22 protein-coding genes and 1 pseudogene are annotated in these 21490 nt (G+C 62.2%); 16 read left to right on the plus strand and 7 right to left on the minus strand.

Translation table 11 applies throughout. The features are described 5' to 3' along the window. Positions 1-21 precede the first annotated feature (21 nt). A complete protein-coding gene (locus HMPREF2690_RS00455) occupies positions 22-873 on the minus strand; it encodes a trypsin-like serine protease (RefSeq protein ID WP_070819874.1) in 852 nt (283 codons plus the stop codon). Beyond that, positions 854-1693: a DUF418 domain-containing protein gene (locus tag HMPREF2690_RS00460; RefSeq protein WP_070819875.1), complete on the minus strand. Its 840-nt coding sequence runs from the start codon at positions 1691-1693 to the stop codon at positions 854-856. Before HMPREF2690_RS00460 ends, HMPREF2690_RS00455 begins: the two co-directional genes overlap by 20 nt. 83 nt (positions 1694-1776) lie before the next feature. Between HMPREF2690_RS00460 and HMPREF2690_RS00465 the strand changes: the two genes are divergently transcribed. Together HMPREF2690_RS00465 and HMPREF2690_RS00470 are read left to right on the plus strand one after the other, a co-directional pair. Beyond that, a complete protein-coding gene (locus HMPREF2690_RS00465) occupies positions 1777-2445 on the plus strand; it encodes a response regulator transcription factor (protein ID WP_210385605.1) in 669 nt (222 codons plus the stop codon). Beyond that, complete coding sequence (locus tag HMPREF2690_RS00470) at positions 2442-3473, plus strand: sensor histidine kinase (RefSeq protein WP_070568648.1); 1032 nt, start codon at positions 2442-2444, stop codon at positions 3471-3473. Before HMPREF2690_RS00465 ends, HMPREF2690_RS00470 begins: the two co-directional genes overlap by 4 nt. On the opposite strand, the gene aac(3)-XI is transcribed toward HMPREF2690_RS00470, so the two are convergent. Continuing rightward, complete coding sequence (gene aac(3)-XI, locus HMPREF2690_RS00475; RefSeq protein ID WP_070819876.1) at positions 3470-3916, minus strand: aminoglycoside N-acetyltransferase AAC(3)-XI; 447 nt, start codon at positions 3914-3916, stop codon at positions 3470-3472. The genes HMPREF2690_RS00470 and aac(3)-XI overlap by 4 nt on opposite strands. Before the next feature lie 138 nt (positions 3917-4054). Between aac(3)-XI and HMPREF2690_RS00480 the strand changes: the two genes are divergently transcribed. Then, a complete protein-coding gene (locus HMPREF2690_RS00480) occupies positions 4055-5092 on the plus strand; it encodes an FUSC family protein (protein ID WP_070819877.1) in 1038 nt (345 codons plus the stop codon). Here the strand turns inward: HMPREF2690_RS00480 and HMPREF2690_RS00485 are convergent. Further along, the gene (locus HMPREF2690_RS00485) at positions 5089-5325 is read right to left on the minus strand and encodes a VOC family protein (RefSeq protein ID WP_070452630.1); all 237 of its coding nucleotides are present in this window, start codon (positions 5323-5325) and stop codon (positions 5089-5091) included. The two genes, HMPREF2690_RS00480 and HMPREF2690_RS00485, sit on opposite strands and share 4 nt — an antisense overlap. Before the next feature lie 165 nt (positions 5326-5490). Between HMPREF2690_RS00485 and relB the strand changes: the two genes are divergently transcribed. Genes relB through HMPREF2690_RS00505 form a run of 4 tightly spaced genes read left to right on the plus strand, consistent with a single transcriptional unit; the run spans position 5491 to position 7107 of the window. Next, positions 5491-5706, plus strand: a complete 216-nt coding sequence (gene relB, locus HMPREF2690_RS00490) for a type II toxin-antitoxin system RelB family antitoxin (protein WP_070452628.1) — start codon at positions 5491-5493, stop codon at positions 5704-5706. A 9-nt stretch (positions 5707-5715) separates the two neighbouring features. Then, positions 5716-6003 (plus strand): type II toxin-antitoxin system RelE family toxin, encoded by a 288-nt coding sequence (locus tag HMPREF2690_RS00495; protein WP_070452625.1) that lies wholly within the window; start codon positions 5716-5718, stop codon positions 6001-6003. A 21-nt stretch (positions 6004-6024) separates the two neighbouring features. Then, entirely contained in the window at positions 6025-6468 is a 444-nt protein-coding gene (gene arfB, locus HMPREF2690_RS00500) for an alternative ribosome rescue aminoacyl-tRNA hydrolase ArfB (RefSeq protein WP_070452622.1), read from the plus strand. 48 nt (positions 6469-6516) lie between these two features. Then, the gene (locus HMPREF2690_RS00505) at positions 6517-7107 is read left to right on the plus strand and encodes a putative glycolipid-binding domain-containing protein (protein ID WP_083284865.1); all 591 of its coding nucleotides are present in this window, start codon (positions 6517-6519) and stop codon (positions 7105-7107) included. 13 nt (positions 7108-7120) lie between these two features. Here HMPREF2690_RS00505 and HMPREF2690_RS00510 read toward each other — a convergent pair whose 3' ends face one another. Continuing rightward, on the minus strand, positions 7121-7381 hold the full coding sequence (locus tag HMPREF2690_RS00510) for a HigA family addiction module antitoxin (RefSeq protein WP_070452758.1): 261 nt from the start codon (positions 7379-7381) through the stop codon (positions 7121-7123). A gap of 34 nt (positions 7382-7415) precedes the next feature. Then, positions 7416-7697, minus strand: coding sequence for a type II toxin-antitoxin system RelE/ParE family toxin (locus HMPREF2690_RS00515; RefSeq protein ID WP_005290974.1), 282 nt, complete (start codon positions 7695-7697; stop codon positions 7416-7418). A 333-nt stretch (positions 7698-8030) separates the two neighbouring features. On the opposite strand from HMPREF2690_RS00515, the gene HMPREF2690_RS00520 reads away from it, so the two are divergent. Further along, the gene (locus HMPREF2690_RS00520; protein ID WP_070452620.1) at positions 8031-8381 is read left to right on the plus strand and encodes a VOC family protein; all 351 of its coding nucleotides are present in this window, start codon (positions 8031-8033) and stop codon (positions 8379-8381) included. A 243-nt stretch (positions 8382-8624) separates the two neighbouring features. After that, complete coding sequence (locus HMPREF2690_RS00525; RefSeq protein ID WP_210401369.1) at positions 8625-9098, plus strand: type IIL restriction-modification enzyme MmeI; 474 nt, start codon at positions 8625-8627, stop codon at positions 9096-9098. 70 nt (positions 9099-9168) lie between these two features. On the opposite strand, the gene erm is transcribed toward HMPREF2690_RS00525, so the two are convergent. Then, entirely contained in the window at positions 9169-10023 is an 855-nt protein-coding gene (gene erm / locus HMPREF2690_RS00530; protein WP_070819878.1) for a 23S ribosomal RNA methyltransferase Erm, read from the minus strand. A gap of 2187 nt (positions 10024-12210) precedes the next feature. On the opposite strand from erm, the gene HMPREF2690_RS00535 reads away from it, so the two are divergent. The 7 genes and pseudogenes from HMPREF2690_RS00535 to HMPREF2690_RS00570 all read left to right on the plus strand — a co-directional run bounded on the left by HMPREF2690_RS00535 (position 12211) and on the right by HMPREF2690_RS00570 (position 21305). Next, on the plus strand, positions 12211-12519 hold the full coding sequence (locus tag HMPREF2690_RS00535; RefSeq protein WP_024058948.1) for a helix-turn-helix domain-containing protein: 309 nt from the start codon (positions 12211-12213) through the stop codon (positions 12517-12519). A 171-nt stretch (positions 12520-12690) separates the two neighbouring features. Further along, complete coding sequence (locus HMPREF2690_RS00540) at positions 12691-12990, plus strand: hypothetical protein (RefSeq protein WP_024058949.1); 300 nt, start codon at positions 12691-12693, stop codon at positions 12988-12990. A gap of 1542 nt (positions 12991-14532) precedes the next feature. Continuing rightward, positions 14533-15876, plus strand: coding sequence for a coiled-coil domain-containing protein (locus HMPREF2690_RS00550; RefSeq protein WP_231699088.1), 1344 nt, complete (start codon positions 14533-14535; stop codon positions 15874-15876). Positions 15877-16577: 701 nt separating this feature from the next. Beyond that, a pseudogene (locus HMPREF2690_RS00555) lies at positions 16578-17136 on the plus strand (NADPH-dependent FMN reductase). Between the two features lie 522 nt (positions 17137-17658). After that, positions 17659-18540: a LysR family transcriptional regulator gene (locus HMPREF2690_RS00560; RefSeq protein ID WP_070421285.1), complete on the plus strand. Its 882-nt coding sequence runs from the start codon at positions 17659-17661 to the stop codon at positions 18538-18540. Further along, on the plus strand, positions 18537-19421 hold the full coding sequence (locus tag HMPREF2690_RS00565; RefSeq protein ID WP_070421284.1) for a serine hydrolase: 885 nt from the start codon (positions 18537-18539) through the stop codon (positions 19419-19421). Before HMPREF2690_RS00560 ends, HMPREF2690_RS00565 begins: the two co-directional genes overlap by 4 nt. 111 nt (positions 19422-19532) lie before the next feature. Then, positions 19533-21305, plus strand: coding sequence for a penicillin-binding transpeptidase domain-containing protein (locus HMPREF2690_RS00570; protein ID WP_070421283.1), 1773 nt, complete (start codon positions 19533-19535; stop codon positions 21303-21305). Positions 21306-21490 lie beyond the last annotated feature (185 nt).

Raw genomic sequence — 21490 nt, forward strand, 5'->3', positions numbered from 1 at the left:
AAAGCCCCCTAAACACAACGCTTAGTTAGAACGGCGACGCAGCAGCACCAGGAAGCCAGCAACCACGAGGGCCAAAACGCCCAGGCCGATGGCAACGTTACGCCAGGACGCCGATGGCTCAGCCTGCGATTCCGGAGAGGCGGTCGCGGAGGAATCTGCCGCCTCACCACCAACAACGCCACGGATCCACTCGGCCTGCTCAGCGACCGGCGCCACCGCGACGGCGGCGTTGGAGGTCATTTCCTCCTCGGTCGGGTTCTCGGGATCCTCAAACAGACCGGCCGACATGACGCCAGCGACCTTGCCGTCGGCGAAGATGGCGCCGCCGGAGTCGCCCGGCTGGATGCGGGCGCCGTTCTTGAGGGCGACCTCGAGGGCGGTTGGGGCGTCGAAAAGGGCGAGCGGGGAATCGCCACGCACCTCGGCCTCGGCGGAGGGCAGCTTGGTGGAGCCGCCCGAGCCGTCGGAGGACCAGCCGTAGATGTTGACTGCGCCAGCGGGGATCTCGTCGGCAACCTCTGCAAACGTGTCTAGCTGCATTTCCTCTTCGGTGTGGAGCAGGGCGATGTCGCCACGCGGGGCAATCTCGTGGCGGTCGACCTTGTAGACACGCTGGTCGTCGCCCTGGCCGGTGCGCACCGAGCCGCCCGGCTTGGCGGCAGCCTCGACGCAGTGGCGGGCGGTGATTACCCAGTGGGGGTCGATGGCGGTGCCGGTGCAGACGCCGTCGTCGGGGTCGGAGTCGTCGACACGCACGGAGACTACGGGCTTAGCTTCGTCGGTGTCGCCGGCGAAGGTGGTGCTTTCCATCGCCCATGCGGGTTGGGCGACGAGGGCGCCTGCGACGGCGAGGCTAGCTGCGTACTTTTTCACGATTGTTCTCCTTCACTACCGCGGTGATGCGGCGAATTACAGTTTCAAGCGGCCCGCGCTTAAATATCGCGAGCCAGGCGTAAGCGATCACGATGGCGCCGCCCACGCTCACCCAGACATTGAGCCATTCGGAGGTGAGCACGTGGATGCAGTACAGGGTCAGCGGCATCCGCCCCAGCGGCGCGAGCCATCCGAGCCACCGTTGCGCCAGGCAGCACAGGGAGCAGATGCTTATCGACGCCCCCACGCTGCCCACAACGTCTATGAGCCCGCCGGTGTGTCCGGTGGCGTCGAGAAGCGGTGGCAACGGTGTGGTCCAGCGCAGCGCCACATCCAGGGCGAACAGCGCCCCGCCGACCACGAGGCCGGGCCACAACGGCATGTAGCGTTTGAACAGGATGCCGGCGATCATGAGCGTGGCCCACATCATGGGCGGGTACGGCCAGGACGACGGCGCGAGCACCGCCGAGCCAAAAGTGAGGGCGCACGCGAGCCACAGCAACAGTGGTGTGTCCCAGCGTGGCGCCCAGGCGAGCAGCGCCATGCAGACCCCGATGGTGCCGAGCACCACCACGATCGATCCCGAAAATGGGGCGAGCGCGAAGTGCAGGGCGATCAGAAGGATGCCGCGCACGATGAACTCGGCGGGCTGGGCGCGCATGTACCCCATTGAGACACCGGTGATGAAGGCGAACAGCGCGGCCGGGAAGCCGAACAGCACCTGTGCGGTGATGCCGTCTTGGACGGTGAGGTGCGCGACCATCATGGCGACGAGTGCCACCGCGCGGGCGGCGTCGATTCCTACGTTTCGGGTCTGCATGGCTGTGGAAGTTACGCAACCAGATGTTGCGGTGACGTTAACGTGGACGCAACACCCCCGCCGATACGATCGGGGCCATGACAATTCGGGTACTTGTGGTCGACGACGAAGCCTATCTCGCCGACGCCATCGCCACCGCACTCAACAACGCGAACATGCAGGCTAGTGCCGTTTACGACGGCCTCGAAGCACGTTCGCGTATCGACGACACCCGCCCCGACGTCGTCGTCCTCGACCGGGATCTGCCGGGGCTGCATGGTGATGAGGTGTGCAGGTGGGTCGTCGATACGCATCCTGCGACCCGGGTGATCATGCTGACCGCATCCGGATCCCTGGACGACCGGCTGGAAGGCTTCGGGCTCGGCGCCGACGACTATCTGCCCAAACCGTTCGAGGTGCCGGAGTTAATCGCGCGGGTCAACGCGCTGGCGAAGCGCAACGCCCCGGCGCGCGGCGAGGTGTATCGGTGCGGAGATGTGCGCCTAGACACCTTTCGGCGCGAGGTCACCCGTGGTGACGAGACTGTGCCGCTAAGCCCGAAGGAGTTCGCGGTGCTCGAGGTGCTCATGGAGGCCGACGGCGGGGTGATCTCTGCCGAGGACCTGCTCGCGGAGGCGTGGGACGAAAACGCGGACCCGTTCACCAACTCCCCGCGCGTGACGGTGTCGCACCTGCGCAAGAAGCTAGGTGAGCCGCGCATCGTGCACACCGTGGCCGGCGCCGGCTACTACGTGGCGGAGGAGGAACGATGAGGCTGAGTTTGCGGGCCCGCATCACGGTGATGTTCGTGGCCACGGTGCTTGGGATGGGGTTGGCTCTGATCGGGCTAGTGTATGCCTACCTGAAGCTCACCCCGGTGCCGGTAACGGCCACCTTCCCCACGGTGGAGGACGGTGTCATCATCGACGGTGCCGTGCCGATCACCAGCGAGATCCTGCGCCGCGTCCTCCTCGCCTCCCTGTCGGTACTTGCCCTGTTGACCCTGCTTGCGGGTGTGATCGGCTGGTTCGTGGCAGGCCTGGTGATCAAACCTCTTCGCGACATTGCCGACGACGCCGCCACCGTCACCCGCGGCGACCTCTCAGCCCGCATCACCCACCATGGTCCCGACGACGAGGTCGGCGAACTCGCAGACGCGCTCAACGTCATGCTCGACGAATTGGCGGGCGCAGTGGAGCGCCAGCGCCGGTTCGCCTCCAACGCCTCCCATGAGTTGAAGACTCCGATCGCAACCATCCAGACCATGGCAGACGTGGCCCTGACCGGCGACGACGGCGGGCTGCGTCCCACGCTAACCCGCGTGCGCGAGGTCAACGCCCGCAGCGCCGACACCGTCGCCGCCCTACTCCAGCTGGCCAACGTGGACGTGCGCGACCGGCAGCGCCTCGACCTGGCAGAACTGTGCCGCGAGGTGTGCGCCGACCGCAACGTCCCCGCCGACGCCGTGCCCGTGACCGTGGACGCCTCCCCCACCCTGACCCGCCAGGCGGTGGACAACCTGGTGCGCAACGCACTCACCCACGGCAACAACCCCGCGCTCACCCTGCGCAAGGTGGGCAACTTCGCTGAGGTCACCGTGGAATCCGGCGGCGAGACCTACTCCGCGGCCGAGGTTGCAACCTGGACCGAACCATTCGCGCGCGCCGAACGCACCGCAGGCGCCGGCCACGGGCTCGGGCTGGCACTCGTCGATGCGATCGCAAACGCCCACGGCGGATCCCTGGTGCTTGCGCCGCGGGCCGGTGGTGGGCTCGTCGCAAAGCTATCGCTTCCCGCCTAAAGCTCACGGATGTAGAGCAGCATGCGGGAGCCGTACTCGATGTTGGTCAGGCCGTGGCGCTCGTAAAAGCGGCGGGCGTCGGTGTCTACCTCGTCGACGTTGATTTGTAATTCGCCGGCGTTGCGCTTGCGGATCTCCTCGAAGACCCGTTGCAGCAGTGCCGTGCCGACCCCGCGATTTCGGTGAGCGGGGGCGACGTAGAGCTCGTCGAGCATCGCCACCGGACCGTCGTAATACGGGCTCGGGCGCAGGGTGAGGTAGGCGAATCCGATGTCGCCGGCGAGGAGGACGACGGCGTCGTCGCGTGCGATGATCTGCGCAAACCGCTCCTCAAGGCCTTCGGGTACCGGAGTATCAAACTCTGTGTTGAAGTCGCGCAGCAGCTTTGCGACGACCCCCGCGTCCCCCACCTCCGCGACCCTGATCTCGTTGGTTGTAGTCATATGCGCAAACCTTAGCGGGCCTCTTCTGAAACATTTTGAAGTGACCATTAGAGTATTTCGAGTGCCCTAGCAGAGCAGCATGAGAAAAGTTCGATATTGAGGAGGCCTCGGTTGCGTCATTTCAGCCCACTATTCACGATGGGACCTGCACGACGCGACCACATCCCCGCCTTCCGAACCGCGCTCGGCGTGGCCATCCCCATGTTTACCCTGCTGGCGCTCGGTCGGCTCGACCTTGCCATCTACGCGAACTTCGGCGCTTTTACCGGCGTGTATGGCCGCCACGCCACCCGCGAGGTCCGTCTGAAGCACCACATGCTTGCCGGCACCGCACTGACCTTGATGGTCACCCTCGGCGCCACCATCGCGTGGTTTGATGTCAGCCCCTGGATCCTGCTGATTGTCACCTCCATCGCTTCATCAGTGTGGGCGACGATCGCCTTGGCCACCGATATGAAACCGACCGGCTCCGTGTTCGTCATCTTTGCTGTCGCCGCCGTCGGTTCATTGAGCAACCCGGTGCATCCGTTGCTTGCCTGCGCCATCGCAGGAGGAGCCGCGCTGGTATGCCTCATCTTGGGCCAGTTTTCCCACCTCATCGGCGAAGGCCCTGGCGGCGATGCGAAGGAAAGCGAGATCCCCACCCGCGCCCCCGATGCTGGCCGGGTGCCCCGCCGCCGCCTTGCGGTCGAGGCGAACCGGTTCTTCTTCGCCCCGCTGCTCGCCGGAACCTTAGGTCTGATTTCGGTGACGCTTATCGACCCCCTCTCCCACTCCTACTGGGCCATGGTCGCCGCGGCCGCTCCCCTAGTGAACTCCCGGTTTAAGGTGCAGTACTTCCGTGCCATCGAACGTGTCCTTGGCACCCTGACCGGCATCGCCGTGACCGGCTTCCTGCTGTCCCACCACCCGCAGGGCTGGCAGATTGTGGTGTGGATCGTCATCCTGCAGTATCTGACCGAGATGTACGTGACCCGCAACTACACCATCGCCGCCAGCTTCATTACGCCGACCGCACTGCTGATGGTGCAAGTTGTCGACGCCGCCCCAGTCGTCCCAATGCTGCTCGCCCGCACCGCAGAAACCATGCTCGGCGCCGTGGCCGCTTTGGCGATCATCGCGGTGGGATACGTGCGCAAGTACCCCGCCGTGGTGCTTCCGCGGAAGGTGAGTTAGCGGGGGCCGTCTCCGGTGCTGATGTTCCATGCGAGCTCGAATTTATCCTCGAGCATTCCGAAATGCGCACCCCATGGCGCCAGCGCGAAGGGCATAGTGACCTTGCCGCCGCCTGCGGTAAGGCGTTCGATGAGACGCTCGCCTTCTTCCACCGACTCAACGTCGGCGGTGAATCCAAACACGCCACGGTCGAGAGCGCCTTTCTGATTTTGCAGGTCGTCGCCGCCAAACACGCCGTGATAAAACTCGAGCGCCTCTCAGGCATTGCCGGGGATCGAAACGTAAAGCGATGTCTTCATGCGCGCCAGTGTAAGCGGAAGTCGTCGAGCCCTCGATTGACCATTGCACGCCAGTCACCCGCTGAATACACTGTATTCAGTTTGATGAAAGGGGTACCCATGGCAACGATGACAATCCGGATGGATGACAATGATGCCGAGCTAGTGCGCAAGTACGCGCGCTTCGAGGGCGTAACTATTTCCGACTTCGCCCGCGATGCGATCTTGGAGAAAATTGAGGATGCGCACGATTTACAGGAGCTTCGCGACGCAATCGCTCACGACACCGGCGAGCGCTACAGTCTCGACGAAATTCTGGCCGACCTCGATCAGTAGCAACTTTCAATGAACGCAGCGGCAGGAGAGTACAAGGTCGAATTCACAGCCCGCGCCCGCAAACAGTTGAAGAAGATGGACCGCTTCGACGCGCGGATCATCGCCACCTGGATCAAAGACAACTTGGAAGGTTGCACCAACCCACGAGCATTTGGGAAAGGGCTCATCGCGAATCGGTCCGGCGAGTGGCGCTACCGCGTCGGCACATACCGAATCCTCGCTCTCATCAACGAAGGCACAATCACAATCGAAGTGCTTTCAATCGGTCATCGCCGCGAGATCTATCGCGATTTTTAGCTCGGACGTAGGGTGGGCGGCATGAACGACCTGACCATCGCGCCCGGCCCGGGGATCCCCGGCGGCGTGGTCATCGCGGCCGCCGACCTGACGGAGCGGTTCGCAAAGTCGTCGGGGCCGGGCGGCCAGGGCGTCAATACCACCGACAGCAAGGTACAGCTTTCCCTCGACATCGCCGCATGCGCATCGCTTACCGACGCCCAACGTCGCCGCATCTTGCGCAACCTCGAGCATCGCCTAGACGGCACCGTCCTCACCGTGGCAGCGTCGTCCCAGCGGTCACAGGTCCGCAACCGTGCCGAGGCGCGCGAGCGGTTGGCCGCCCTGCTGCGCGAGGCGCTCGCCCCGCCGCCTCCCCCGCGGCGCAAGACGAAGCCGACCAGGGGCTCGGTGCGGCGCCGTCGAGAAGCGAAGATGCGTCGCTCGGAGCTGAAGTCCATGAGGAAGCGGCCCCAGATTCCTTAGAGCTGTCACCATCGACCACAAGCGCCCTGGGCCAGTAGGCTTCAGCGCATGGAACGGACTTACACATGGCAGCATGTAGACAACCCCTTAATCCAGAACGAAGCAAGGGTGCAGTTCCACCAAACTGGCTTGACGGCTAGCGGTACCCAGGTCGGGGAAGGTTACAAAGCCGCCTGGGATCTGAGGGCTGTAGAAAACTGGGTAACTCAAAACGTGGTGGCCAACGTCGTGGGCGAAGGTTGGGAGCGTCACCTTAAGCTCACACGGTCCGAAGAAGGCGAGTGGAAATCGACTACTAAAGAATCAGGCACCCAGCCGGACCACCTCCCGTCACCGGGTCTTGTACAACCAGCTGATCTGGAAACTGCAGTGGACTGTGACCTGGGTCTATGCCCCTTGACAAACACGATGCCCATTCGGCGCCTCGGGTTGCTCGAAGAGAATGTCCCCAAGACTCCGCTCATCATGGCCTGGATCGATATGCCCTCTCTCCAGGTAATCGCCTCGGATCAGTACTACAGTTCAATCGACTCACACAAAGTTCGCTACGCAAGCGGAACACGAGGAGTCGATGTAGAGCTCGAAGTCGACGAAGATGGGGTTGTCGTCTACTACCCCGACATGGCGCGACGCATTTAAAGTCGCTGACCTGCTACGCCGAGGCAGCCTGGAGCGGCTGAATCCGTTCGATTTCCGCCAGGATTTTGTCTTCTGCCACATCCAGGTCGTACTGGGCCTGTAACCCAAGCCAGAACTGGGGGCTCATCCCGAAAAACTTCGCCAAACGAAGGGCAGTGTCAGCGGTTACAGCGCGCTTACCGTGAACAATTTCGTTGATCCGGCGGGGCGGAACGCCGATGGAGACGGCCAGCTTGTGCTGGGTGATCTCCATTTCCTTGAGAAAGTCCTCCATAAGGATCTCACCCGGGTGAACCGGAGGGAGCTTGTCAGTGGTAGTCAACGATCTCAACCTCCTCTGGCCCCGCGGCGGACCACCGAAAACAGATCCGCCACTGGTCGTTGATTCGAATGCTGAACTGACCCCGCCGGTCGCCTTTCAAGGCCTCGAGCCGGTTTCCCGGAGGAATCCGTAACTCATCGAGAGTCTGCGCGTACCCAAGCTGGCGAAGCTTGCGCAGCGCTACTGAGTGAATGCGGGAATCGATCGAGCGGACCCGCTCTCGATTCCACAGACGCTCAGTGTCCTTGTCAGCGAATGACTGGATCATGTCTCACCCTATCCCCCATAACGCGAAGCGTCAATAACGCACAACGTTAAGTTTGTGCTCGCCCGAATACAAATGCACACCCACTTTACGCAACCACACCGTCGCAAGCTCCGCATTACGGTGGCTACCGTGAAGACAATAAAACGGGAAGCCGATCAGTGAAGATCAGGTTGATGCTTGGGTCGCCGAAGCCGAAAAAGGCTACGACATCGAGTTCTTGCGCTCTCGCGGGAGTGACCCTCGCGATTCAATACGCTCCACTACGCCGGAAGGCTGAGTCCCCGCCCGGACACCATGCTGCGCTTTCTTAGCCCCGCCCCCATAATGATGCCCATGAGCGACCCCAACTTCACGATCCGCCAGATCACTTTCGACTGCCTCGAACCGTCCCAGCTCGCCGAGTTTTGGTCCGCCGCCACAGGTTGCGAAATCGCCGCGGATTACGGCGATTTCGTGATGGTTGATTCCACCCCAGCGCTAGGGTTTCAGCGCGTTGACGATCCCACGCCTGGCAAGAACCGCATGCACATCGACGCTGGCGGGGCGGAGCGCGAATCCTTAGTAGAGCGCCTCAAAGGCTTGGGCGCAACCGAACTCGGCACCCACAAAGCACCGGGATTGGTGTGGACCGTCATGCAGGATCCAGAGGGCAACGAGTTCTGTGTGGGCAGCCCCGAGGCCTAGCTACACGTTGAACTTGAACTCCACGGAGTGTCGTCGATAAATAACTATTCGATGCGCAAAGTACAACGAAATACCGCTAGAAACAGACAACATATGGGGGTGCACAGAAACACATATAGGTTCTGCGGAAAACCTATAGGGATCGTCGCTAAAAACCGCTGTGCGCGAAAAACATAAAGGGTTTACGGACCCGGTCCCAGACCCCTCAATACTCTGAGCCGGGAGAATGGAAAATGGAAGTCGATGTATCCCCACTATTCATTTTTCCGTTCTTCGGAGTACACCGGGAGCTACTCCTTCGGACCAGCTCCGTGTGAACTAGATGAGAAAGCGCAGCAGCGAATCATCGACGCTGGACAGTTGGTGCTGCGGGCACGCGAGCGGCACCCCCAGCGGTCACTCGCGGAGCACTACAACCCGTTATCGATGGACCCAATTCTGCTCAAGGCCCACAACAACTTGGACCGGGAAGTCGATAAGGCTTTCGATGTGGCACGCAAACTCACCAACGAGCGCCAGCGCCAGGAGCTACTGTTCGCCAGCTACGGGGAGTTGGCGAGGGGCTATGTCTCCTCGCTTTCATCAAAATCGAAACCACCAGCAGGGTCGTTCCCCGTGCGGGTGATTTTGATCGGTCCCGCTGCTGGGTGTAGAACCCTGTCGCTGGCAACGCCGGGAACTATGACTGTGCCCGACGAGAACACGTCACTGCCATAACGCGGCTCACGGTAGACGAACATGGGTCGTTCACTACTACTGGTGGATTTCGGTTTTGGTGGTGGGGGGATTACCGCCGCCGGCCTCGATTTTTCCGTTGAGGAGGGCGTTGACTACTTCCCGATTGTGAAATGGGCCGATGGCGCGGTGAAGAGGAACCAGTCACCTGGAAGAGATCGATCCAGTCGCTGGTGTGCAATCTGGGAGGTAGGGTTGCGGGGTCGATTCCTCGCGAGCGCAACCATGATTGTGTCTCTGAACGTGATGAAAACAACCCTGCCCTTCGGAGAATTTCCCCTATCCCGCGTCCCCGGGCGGTGAAAACGGTGTGCACCATCGCCTGAAAGGCTTTGCGTTGCTCTATCGGGATCTTCGGGTCACCCACCCGGCGGATCACTAAGATCCCCCCGTCAACGTTTGGCTGTGGCCGGAAAGCAGTCCTTGGTACCCGAGAACCCAGGTGAAATGTGAACCATGGGGACCACTGAGCCGTCATCATCGTGCTTGCGCCTACCCCGGCCCGGCGGCGAGCGACTTCCCACTGCATGAGGAGTACAGCGTCAGTCCATGCTGGCGCATGCAGCAACTTTCGAAGAATGGCAGTGGTGAGGTGAAAGGGAATGTTTCCCACAATGACGCAGGGAGTGGCGGGTAACCGGAAGTTAAGGAAATCATCATGGACCACTTCGACCGACGCCGAGGCGGTCTTTTTTGTGAGTTTGGCAGCTAGTTTTGCGTCCACTTCAACTGCCGTTATCGCCCTCCCCAAGTGGGCCATCGGGTGAGTGAGGGCACCGCTTCCTGGCCCGATCTCAATGATGGGGCCGGAGGTTTGTTTCACAAGGTCGATGATGGAGTTGATGATCTTGTGGTTGGTGAGAAAATTTTGGCCATGCTCGTGACGGCCGTGTCCGTATGCAGACATCAGGTGTGCTCCTTGGATTTGAAAGGGAGCCGGGCATGGCAAATGGCCGCCCGGCTAAAGGACCGGAGCGGTTTCTAACCTGCGGGAGGGAGAAAACCGCCTTAGCGGCTGGTGAGCGGCCGCATGAAAACGGAACCTGAAATCAACATGGGCCTATCGTATCCAATTAATTTCGCAGGGTCCAATACGGTGAGAAAGAAGACAACCGCACCGCAACAGTGCAAGACCTCTCTGGATTGGAATTTAATTGAACATGGGTTTGGGGTACGACGCGCCCTACTCGGAGTGGCACGGACACTACGGCTGCGCGCCCACACACAACAGTAAAGAGCTCGGCAATGCACAGACACGTAACGAGAGCGCCACAAATGTATGTACGTTTAAGTTACAGCATCGACACTGACGCTCCACATGGAGGGACGGCCGCAGCCCTGCAGCAAGCACACGGCAGGGTGTCTGCTTCGGGCGACGTGAAATTACGCAGAAAAATACGAAACACATCACCGCAGGTCACGGTAGGTATTTGCGGGTCATTTCGTAATCTCGTAAACGAAAAGAACAAAACTACGAAACACAAAAACATACGTTGAGCAGCGTAAATGGTTTTCGTTTCGTAATTTTTCCACTTTTTGAAGAAAATCTAAATAAGAAGAGACACCTTGATTGCGATTGTGTCCCGTGTCACATAGCTGCAACCCCTGCAGCGTGCCTTCAACGAGGACGCTCTGTGTCGTAGACATGTGCCTGCAATGCGTGTCTGTGTCTCTCTCTTAAAAGGTTTGGGTCGAAATACCGCAAAATTACGAAACACCGCCGAAATGTGACGTGTCTATGCAGGTCACAGCGTTATCGCGTGTTTCGTAGTTTTGTTCTTTTCGTTTGCGGAAATCACGAAACCGCAGGTAGAGCGTTTCGTAATTTTTTCGTATTTTGATCGGCAAATTACGAAACGAGGTCAAAACTACGAAACGAACACACAACACCTGTGTTGCGTGTCACACAACGGCGCGCCACGGACGTGTTGCAGCGTGGCAGTATCCCGGCCGTGTCACATAGCCGCAACCCCTGCAGCGTGCCCTCAACGAGGACGCTCTGTGTCGTAGACATGTGCCTGCAATGCGTGTCTGTGTCTCTCTCTTAAAAGGTTTGGGTCGAAATACCGCAAAATTACGAAACACCGCCGAAATGTGACGTGTCTATGCAGGTCACAGCGTTATCGCGTGTTTCGTAGTTTTGTTCTTTTCGTTTGCGGAAATCACGAAACCGCAGGTAGAGCGTTTCGTAATTTTTTCGTATTTTGATCGGCAAATTACGAAACGAGCGCGCTACAGACGTGTCACAGGTCATAAAAAGGCGCGCCCCTTGCGTGTCACCGTGACGCAGCATCCCGGCCGTGTCACATAGCTACAACCCCTGCAGCGTGCCCTCAATGAGGATGGTCTATGTCGTAGACATGTGCCCGTAATGTGTGTCTGTGTCTCTCCCTTAAAAGGTTTGGGTCGAAATGCCGCAAAATTACGAAACATCCCCGAAATGTGACGTGTCTGTGCAGTTCACAGCGTTATCGCGTGTTTCGTAATTTGGTTTTCCGATTTTCGTAGTTCTACGAAACCGCAGGTAGAGCGTTTCGTAATTTTTTCGTATTTTGATCGGCAAATTACGAAACGAGGTCAAAACTACGAAACGAGCACACTATAGACGTGTCACAGGTCACAAAAAGGCGCGCCCCTTGCGTGTCACCATGCCGCCACACAACAGCTGCCCCACCACAACACCCCAGCCGTGCCACGTGGCGTGTAGAAACGTGCTCGGTTCGATTCGTAAAGATTAGGTCGCAGGCTATTGTGCGCGACGCATAAGTTCCGTACGATGGCCCCCAGACCGTATGTGGCGTTTTAATTCGTTTTTGGTTTAGCCAGCCGCATACGGGGGATAACCCCGAGGATAATTCATAAAGAGACAGCCTCTCGACCGTGATAGGCGCGGTTCCTCCGACGAGATAGACCGGTCGGCAACGGCATTGCCAACCACAAAAGCGGTCAGGTAGGGAGTAAGCGCTCCCGTAAAGCGATGGGACGGCAGACCACCGTTCTAGCGAGTTGAGCACGGCACTCCAAGCCGCCTGAATAGCAAGCCGGTAAAGCACCCCGCTCCGGGACAGATCAATCTGCCCAGGAGCGTTTTTCTATGTCCGAAAAGGACACGACTACCGCCGTCGCGCCACGCTTTTACACGCTGCAGGAACTCGCCGATCTCGGCGTCGGCTCCGAGTCCACGTTGCGAAAAGCTATTAAAGAGGGCCGTCTTTCATTCCACCGTTTCGGCACCGCCTATCGGATTCGCCAAGACGATCTCGACGCCTACCTCGCGGCCGCACGCCGCCCTGCCCCGCAGCTATTCGACGGCTTCGTCGATGCCGTCGTGAATGCAGCGCCCCAACTGACAGATGAGCAGCGCCAGCAGCTCGTCACGGTGCTGGGCGGTGTGAAGCACTAATGCGGACAAACCCGCCTACGACGAGATCCCGCCGCTTAGCTCAGCTAGTCAGGCTGGGTCTTGAACTGAGTGCGAGGGCTGATGGGTGATGGCCGTGCTACTACACACGCGCGCTCCACCGTCGTGCCCCGAGTCCAAATAAACAGTTCATTCAACCAAGGAGAACAAACCATGTCTTTCAGAGACGATTACGCAGCAGCGCTGCGCGATGAGCAGCAAGCAAAAGATACCGTGAACGAGGCGCGCCGTGCACACAAAGCGACAAAGGAGCGCCTTGCGCAGTTGCGCAAGTATGCCGAAGAGTTCGAGGTGAATCTCGACGGTGACAAGTCCGCCAGCACCGAAGGGGACGGTGACAAGTCCGCCAGCACCGAAGGGGACAGCGATACACCTGAGAACGGTGACGGCGACACGCCTGAGAGCACCGAGGGCAGTAAGCCGAAGCGGCATCTAGAAGTTGTACCCGACTAACCCTTTAGCCGTACACGCAATCACCTCATGTGTGTACGGCCACGCGGCGTGACGACGTACAGCCGTCACGTTTGATGTCGCCACACACCCCGCTCGCAAGGGCGGGGTTTTCGCGTGTGTGCGGGTGGCTGCGGCACCGCTACACGTGACACTGTCACGATGCTTGCGCCGGTATCGGCGACGGGGCATATACACGTCTGCCCCGTCGCCTGGATCATCCGCCACATGGCTGGCGGTATGTCGCGCTGCTGTTATGCGCGGTTCTGGCCGGCATAGTCTTGTGTGGACTTGAAATATGCCGAAGACGGGGCCGTGGGTGCAGCAAAGACAGCAGCGTGGACAGAGCAGATTTCAGCAGCTGTGCTGCTGAAGATGCAACCGCGACGGCAGATGGTATGCGGCGCATGCCGCATCATGCCGCGTCGGTAGAAACGTTGATGTTCATCACGGCACGCTTGCCGTGATGGAGCGTTTCGTGATGACCCAAACACGACACACAGATGCTGGCATATCCGACTGTATATCGACAAGATATATCGGATTGCCGGCAGTGTCGTGACGTAAAGCATGGGTCATCACACAAGGTGCAGCGCCAGCTGCACTATTGGGCACCTTGACCGGAGCGCAGCGGAGGGAAAGGTAGACCCAGCCAGACCGAGCGAGCGAGGTCTGAGTCTGGGGCTATGAGGGGCGGCGCGCCAGCGCCGGGCACCGGGTTATGCGAGCGCCAGCGAGTAGTAATACCCGGTGCAGTGCCTCGGCTATGCCGAGCGCCGGAGCGCAGCGGAGGCGTCGCACCCCCTTATGCCCTTTTCCCCCTTCTACCCCTATAACGACAAACATATAGGGGTTTTGACACAGAAGGGGGCTGCGACCTGCGTGTTTCGGGTCTTTATGCGGTCTTCGACCCTTACCCGAAACGGCCCGTTGATGCGCGAAGCGCACATGGTGCCTACACAAAATCTGCAGGTCGCCACGCTGTGCGCACCACATACGGCGTCAGTCGTTGTATGTCGGTCTTAAAGTAAGGGCCGATGACGGGTGGAAACGCCGCTTGCGGCGTCTTCCCGCGTCATCGCGCACGCCGTGTGCAACGTGAGCTTGCGAACGTGCCACGGCGTCGAACCGAACGGCAAGACCGACATCGTTAACGTGGTGCGCACAGCCACACCCTGCACTCTGGCACCGCCGCTAGGCGGTCATTGCAGGGTGGTGAACATCCCGCAGCGAGCCATCCGCCGCAAAGCGGTGTTGATGCTGCTGCGGGGGTCAACGACACGGGCTGAGTAACACACTCCATATCGGCCCGTGCTACAAGCACACTATCGGTGCAGACGTATCACGTTCGCGGCGGCCATATGCGCGCAAGCGCATGTAACAGACACCGCCAGCGACGTGTGTTTCGCGAGCGCCCGCTCGCAGCAGATCCAGCGGCAGCTGTTGATGCAAATGTGTAGCGCCGCGACTCGATTGGTTCATCTTTGTGGCAGCGGCTGTACGGCCCTGTGGCGGCCGTAGACGCCTCGGATGGACGGAGTGCGCGTGCAGAAGAACAGTTTCGAGACGTCGCTGTTCGTCGTGTATCTGCCGAAGTCGATGTGCAAGGAGATCCCCGACTACTACACCAGTGAGGTGGACGGGCGCGAAGTGAAACGTCCGCGCTATGCAGCCCGCGACTACGAAGAAGCAATGATGTACCCCGAAGAGTCAATGCGTTGGCTCGCCGAGAACTTCATTCCCGGCGGTATCGACGCAGTCGCTGGCGGTGATATGAACTTCGACGAATCAACGCCACACATCCAGTTCCAGGCGGATACGTTCTCACCGAAGCCCGAAGATCCCGACAAGCTCCGTTGCCGCCCCGGCATCGCGTACAACACTGACACCTCAGTGCGGTACACATCCGGCCCGAAGAAGGGCAAGCAGATCTCGGGTAACCAGAAGTTCATCGACGCGCAACGGGGCCTGCGCGAACACATGCACTCGCTGGGCTATCCGGTGGAACTGGAAGTCTCCGAGCGGCATGACGAGTCGTTGAACCTCGGACGCTACGCAGAACAACAAGACCGGGAGCGCGACCTCGCCAAGCGCGAGGATGATGTGGAAGTCAAGAAGCGATCCGTGCAGCGCGATATGGACGCAATTGATCGTGACCGCGAGCAAACAGCAAAAGAACTTGAACAGGCAAAAGCTGCCAACGAAAAAGCGCAAGGTGTGTTGCAGCACGCCGAAGAACAGGCTCGCGCTGTTGCCGAGCGTGTGCTCAACGAGGCACGTGAGAAGGCAGAGCAAGAAGCCGAGCAGATCCGCAGTGACGCGCGCGAGAAGGCCAAGCAAGAAGCCGAGCAGACCATGGGCCTTGCCGAAGCGCAAGCAGACGAGCTGCTCGAACGAGCCGAAGAGACTGCACAGGCCAAGGCGGGCGAGATTACAGCCGCAGCCCGCAGCGAAGCGGAGTCGATCACACGCCAAGCCGACGAGGCCCGTAAGCAGGCTGAGCGCGACGCTGAGACGATCCGCAGCGAAGCACGAGATGAGGCCACAAGCATCCGCGACGAGGCCACGCGCGACGCTGCAGTAACGCGCACGGATGCCCGCGATGAGGCTGATCAGATCCGCCGCAACGCGCACACGGACGCCGAAGATGAAGCAGCCATCATCATCGAAGAAGCGGTGAAGTCAGGACAGCAGTTGGAGCATCTGGACAAGAAGTTCCTGGTGCAAGAACTGCATCGCAGCCCGGAGCTGCTTGAGCGCTACACGCTGTTCAAGCAGTCGCAGACCTCAGGCAAGAAGGGCGGGGCGCAGCAACGTGCGCGCGAGCGTATCGAGAAGCGCCGCCAGCAGCAACAGCAGCGTGATCGTGACGGCGGTATGGAGCTTTAGCAGCTCACCATGCGCTCTGCACGCCCGTCTGCGGGCCGTACAGGGCGCCGTCGGCGTCGTCGGTCATCTGCGGTATGAAACCGCTGAGATTCGGCGAAAATCGAAGAAATCTCGGCTAAGCGGGGCCAAGTGTCACTACGTTGCGCAGCGAATTGGCCGGTTAAGTGGCGGAGATATTGCGCAGCGCGTCGGTGTGTACGACGGCGCATGTGCTGCACAGCAAACATGCCAGCACACAGACCTGCAGAATGTCGTTGTCATCCTGTTGCGCAGTAAAGGTGTCAATAGGATGACAAACCACTTCACTGCCCAATTCACATGTCATTAAAGTGACAGGGCATTTGATTGCGCAGTAAACGTGTCGATGAAATGGGTGCCCAATACACAGTGCAACCTACGTGTTAATGAAATGTCACAGACACTACATAGTGCAGTGAGTTGCGCAGCAGAAACGCCAGTAAAAGCACCGCACCACTGCACCGTAAAACTGCACAAGTGATTCGCAGCAAATTGGCGTGTGAAATGGTTGAAAAAATAACCCCGCAGCGTATGCGGGGTTCATCCACGATTACAATTGCAACCGGGCTCACACTGCTATCGGAGGGTTAACTCCCCCTGCAACGCGTTCACAACGTCACGGGGAAGTACAGCTAGCGTGGGAGACGGGAATGTCACCACCACCACTATTCGGAGGTAAAACCATGACCCGCATCGCCATCATCGTCGGCAGCACCCGCCCCAACCGCCTGGCACCCCAGGTCGCCGAATGGGTGCACGAGCACGCGCAGCAGCACGGCGGCGCCGAGTTCGAGCTCGTGGACATCGCCCGACCAGAACCTGCCCCTGCTGGATGAGCCCATGCCCCCGGCCATGGGCCAGTACTCGAAGGATCACACCAAGGCCTGGGCCGAGAAGATCGCCTCCTACGACGGCTTCGTCTTCGTCACCCCGGAGTACAACCACTCCGTGCCCGCCGCACTGAAGAACGCCGTGGACCTCCTGTACGCGGAGTGGAACAACAAGGCCATCGGCTTCGTCAGCTACGGCAGCGCCGGCGGCACCCGCTCCGTGGAGGCGTGGCGGCTGATCGCCGCGGAACTGCAGATGGCCGACGTCCGCGCCCAGGTGTTCCTGCCCTTCAGCTCCGACTTCGAGGACATGTCGAAGTTCACCCCGACCGAAGGCGCCACCGGCGCTCTCACCGATGTGTTCAACCAGGTCACCGCCTGGTCGGAGGCGCTCAAGACGCTGCGCGGCTGACCGGTAGTTGGTCTGAACCAGGCCGAACGCGGCGAGAAACCTGTGGTTTCCCGCCGCGTTGTCGTTCGTTGCTCGCCTCAATGCCGAGCCGTTCGAGTTCTTCCGGATTGCCCCGCATCTCCCGGACCACCTCGGGCATGCGGCTCTCAGTCGAGGATCTCCTCCACTGCCCGTAAACCGCTTGTCCGTCAGGTCGGGGTCGTCCTCGAAGGGGACCGGGGTTCCACCCGGTGGATTCTGCCCGGCCACTCCCCGACCGCGGGTCCCGCTCCACGGATGGACGCATCCAGGGTGGCGGTCAGGTAGCTGAAGTTCGCCGATTCCCCCTCGCACAGATCAGTTCTGGTGCCGTGGGAAAAGGGGTCTCTCCCCTGGCCCGGGACGGTGCCGGTTCGGCTGTCATACGCATCTTCGCCTGAATTGGACCCACCACGGCAATCCGCTGCACGACAGGCCCGGTGAGCCCTTGATCCCCGTACCTCGCTCAGCTCGTCAGAGTCCCCTCCACTAGGCTCGGGGCACATGACAACTCGACCGAATTCCCTCCGGCACTGGGAGTACTTCGTCGCCGTGGCCGAGGAGGGCAGCGTCACCGGTGCCGCGGAGCGGCTGAGGCTGACCCAGTCCCCCGTGTCCCAGGGGCTGAAACGTCTGGAGTCGAATCTCGGCCTCGACCTGATCCGCCGCTCCGCCACCGGTGCCACCCTCACCGAGGCCGGCCGGTCCCTGCTCCCGCAGGCCCGGATTCTGGTCCGGGACGCCACGGAACTGCAGAGCATGGCCCACGCCATCACCGACGCCGGGGCCGAGGTACGCGTGGGGCTGGCCCCCTCGGTGCCGCCGGGCATCGCCTTCGACCTCACCTCCGCGTTGCGGGACGTCGGCCGGGTCAGTGTGCACACGGCCGAGGTGTCGCAGCTGGTCACCCGGGTGGGCGAGGGCCGTCTGGACTGTGCCGTCATCGAGGACCCGGCGCCGACGGGTGAGTTGTCTCGCGGGCAGCTGCACGAGGTTCCCCGGCTGCTCGCCGGGCCCGCCGAAAAGCCCGCGACCTGGGCGGCGTTGCGGGGACACACCCTGCTGGACAACACCGCCGCCGTCAGCCCGGCGGCCGCCGGACGCCTGGCCGACGCCTTCTTCACCATCGGCTTGCACCCGGAGACCGAGCTGTGGCCGGACCGGACGGCCCTGGCCGCGCGGCTCGGTGCCGGAGGCGCGATGGTGCTGCTCACCCCCGATCAACTCGGGGGCCTGCCCGCGTTCCCGATGCCGACGGCCTTCCACCTGCGGCTGCGGTGTGTGGTGCCGCCGCAACGGGGCGGGGCCGTCGGAAAGCGGGATCTGCGCGACGTCGTGGACCGTGCCCTGCGGCGCTCCCTCGGGCGTCTGGGAGAGACCGGATGACCAGGAGCCTGCGGGCCCGGATCGGCACCGAATTGGTCGCCGCGGGCTGTGACGGTTGGTGCTGGGCGCACCCGGTCGGCGAAGAGGCGGCCGGCGTCGGGGTCGGCGCCGACAGTCAGACCAGCATCTCGTCGATGTACAAGGTCCACCTCCTGGCCGCCTTCTGCCTAGCCGTGGACCGCGGGCTGCTGAATCCGCTCGACGCGGTGACGCTCAGCACGGATGACGGCCCGGTCGGGACCCCGGGAGTGGGGCTGTTCGCCGATCCCGTGACGATGAGCCTGCGGGATCTGGTGCGTCAGATGGTGGTGCTCTCCGACAGCATCGCCGCCCGGGTGCTGCAGCGGCGTCTCCCACCGGGCCTGGTCGGGGAGGTCGTCTCCCTGGCGAATCTCGAGGACACCACGATCGTCGCCCCGGGCACCACCGAGTCCGAACTCCCGGCCCTTCCAGAGGACGGCTCCGCGGCCAGCGAGGCGATCCGGCTGCTGGTCTCCTACCCCCGGGTCCACCAGGATCCGGCCACCTACCGCTCGGTGAGCACCCCACGCCAGCTGTGCCGCCTGCTGGACTGGATCTGGACGGGCCCGGATCTCACCGGGGTCTCCCGTGCCTTCGCCCGGACCGTGCTCGGGCAGCAGGTGTGGGGCCACCGGATCCCCTCCGGCTTCCCCGCCGGGGGCGTGCGCTTCCACGGCAAGACCGGGACGATCGGCCCCGTGCGCGGCGAGGTTTCCGTGGTGGCCGTCGACGAGGAGGCACCCATCGTCGTCGCCGTGATCACCCGTTCAGCCCGCAGCGGCCCGAACCTCGCGGCCGCGGACGCCGCGATCGGCCGCATCGCCCGGTTACTCGTCGATGAACTGCGCATGTCGCGCTGAGATTTCCCACCGGAGAACACCCCGCCGAGCAGGCGATATTCGTCTCCCGACTGGCCGGAAGTCGTGCGGGAACGTGGTAGCGGTGAGCCCGTGGGCCTAATCTCATCCGGCATGACCACCCGCACCACTGTCCGTGTCTCCGCCCTGCTCGCCGCTACGGCGCTCGCGCTCTCCTCCTGCACCGTGCCCTGGTTCCGGGACGCGGTGGACGAGTTCGTCGCCGCCTTCAACGCCGGTGACGACGCCGGTGCCGCCACACTCAGCGACGATCCCGCCCGGGCCGCAGCCGACCTGGAGCAGCTGCGCGCGGGCATCGGCGGGACCAGCGTGGAACTGGACGCCGGCGGCGAGGAGGACGGCGCCACCGAGATCACCGCCACCTGGACCGTCCCGAATGGCGATGAGTTCACCACCACCGGGACGATCACCCTCTCCGAACAGGACAGCGACCTCATCACCTGGGACAAACGGATCTTCTCCACGGAGCTGAACGGGGACAGCCGCTTCCTCTACTCCGACGACAAGACCTTCACTCTGCCGGTGACCGACCGCAACGGCACCGACATCCTGTCCTGGACACCTGTCACCGTCGTCTCCGCGGGCCCGGAGCTGATCCCGCGGGCCGGGGAGATCGCCGCCGCCGTCCGCCCGGTCGTGCCGACCTCCACCGCCGAATCCGTCACCGCCCAGATCGAGTCCGGGGACGGCTCCCCGGTGGGGCTGTTCACCCTCCGAGAGCGGGACTTCGCCGTGATAGGGGACGCCCTGCGGGCGATCAAGGGACTGGACCTGCGGGAGGAGGGCCGCATGCTCGGCCCCACCCGGGACACTGCCTCCCCGGTGGACGGCGGCCTGCGCGACTACTGGTCGGAGAAGATCACGGCCGACGCCGGCTGGACCCTCCAGGCCACCTCCCCCACCGGCACGACCATCCTGGGGCAGGTGGAACCGGAGGAGAGCGAACCCGTGCGCACCACGATGGACCTCGGGGTGCAGACGGCCGCGAAGCGGGCCCTGGAGCCGATCGAGCAGCCCGCGGCGATCGTCGCCCTCAGCGCCTCCACCGGCGGGGTTATCGCCGTCGCGCAGAACGACGCCGCCGACGCCCTCGGCCCCGTCTCGCTGAGCGGGCTGTACCCGCCCGGCTCCACCTTCAAGACGGTGACCACCGCCGCCGCCCTCGAACGCGGCACCGTGGTACCCGACTCCACCGTCGCCTGCCCCGCCACCGCGGAGATCGACGGCCGCGTCATCCCCAACGACGGCAACTTCGCCCTCGGGGACGTCTCCATGACGCAGGCCTTCGCCCAGTCCTGCAACACCACCCAGGGTTTCATCTCCCAGGATCTGGAGCCGGACGACATGAGGAACACGGCGGCGCGCCTCGGGCTGGGCGTGGACTTCACCGCGCCCGGCATGACCACGGTGACCGGCTCCGTCCCCGTCACCGAGCCCGGCGCGGCCCGGGTGGAGGCCGCCATCGGCCAGGGCGAGGTCCTCTCCTCCCCCTTCGGGCTGGCCGTCATGGAGGCCTCCCTGGGCAACAACGGCCGGATGGTGCTGCCGACCCTGATCCAGGGTGAGGAGACCACCGCCGACCAGGACCCCGAGCCGCTCGACCCGGCGACAGTGCGGGCCCTGCGCGCGATGATGGCGGAGACGGTGGACTCCGGGACCGCCGCCAGCCTGAGCGACATCGACGGTCTCGGCGGCAAGACCGGGACCGCGGAGGTCGGGGGCAACCGGCCCGCCCACGGCTGGTTCGCCGGCATCAAGGGTGACCTGGCGTTCTGCACCTTCGTCGCCGGGGCGGAGTCCTCGGGACCGGCGGTGGCGGCCACGGGCCGTTTCCTGCGCGATGACGCGATGTCGGAGTGGCGCTGAGCGGACCCCATCACCCGGGCCGACGCTCACGTCGATCCCCCAAAAGTAGTATTAGTGCAGGTCAGCCCCATTCAGGGGGCGGAAGAGGACGTTCCGGACAAAAGTCCGCGATACCTCGGGTGGTCACGTCAACTTCTGGGTTAAAAAAATGAGGGGTCGTTCACTGTCGGTCAACATATTCGAGA

The sequence above is a fragment of the Corynebacterium sp. HMSC034E11 genome (genome assembly GCF_001835905.1).
Taxonomy (GTDB): domain Bacteria; phylum Actinomycetota; class Actinomycetes; order Mycobacteriales; family Mycobacteriaceae; genus Corynebacterium; species Corynebacterium coyleae.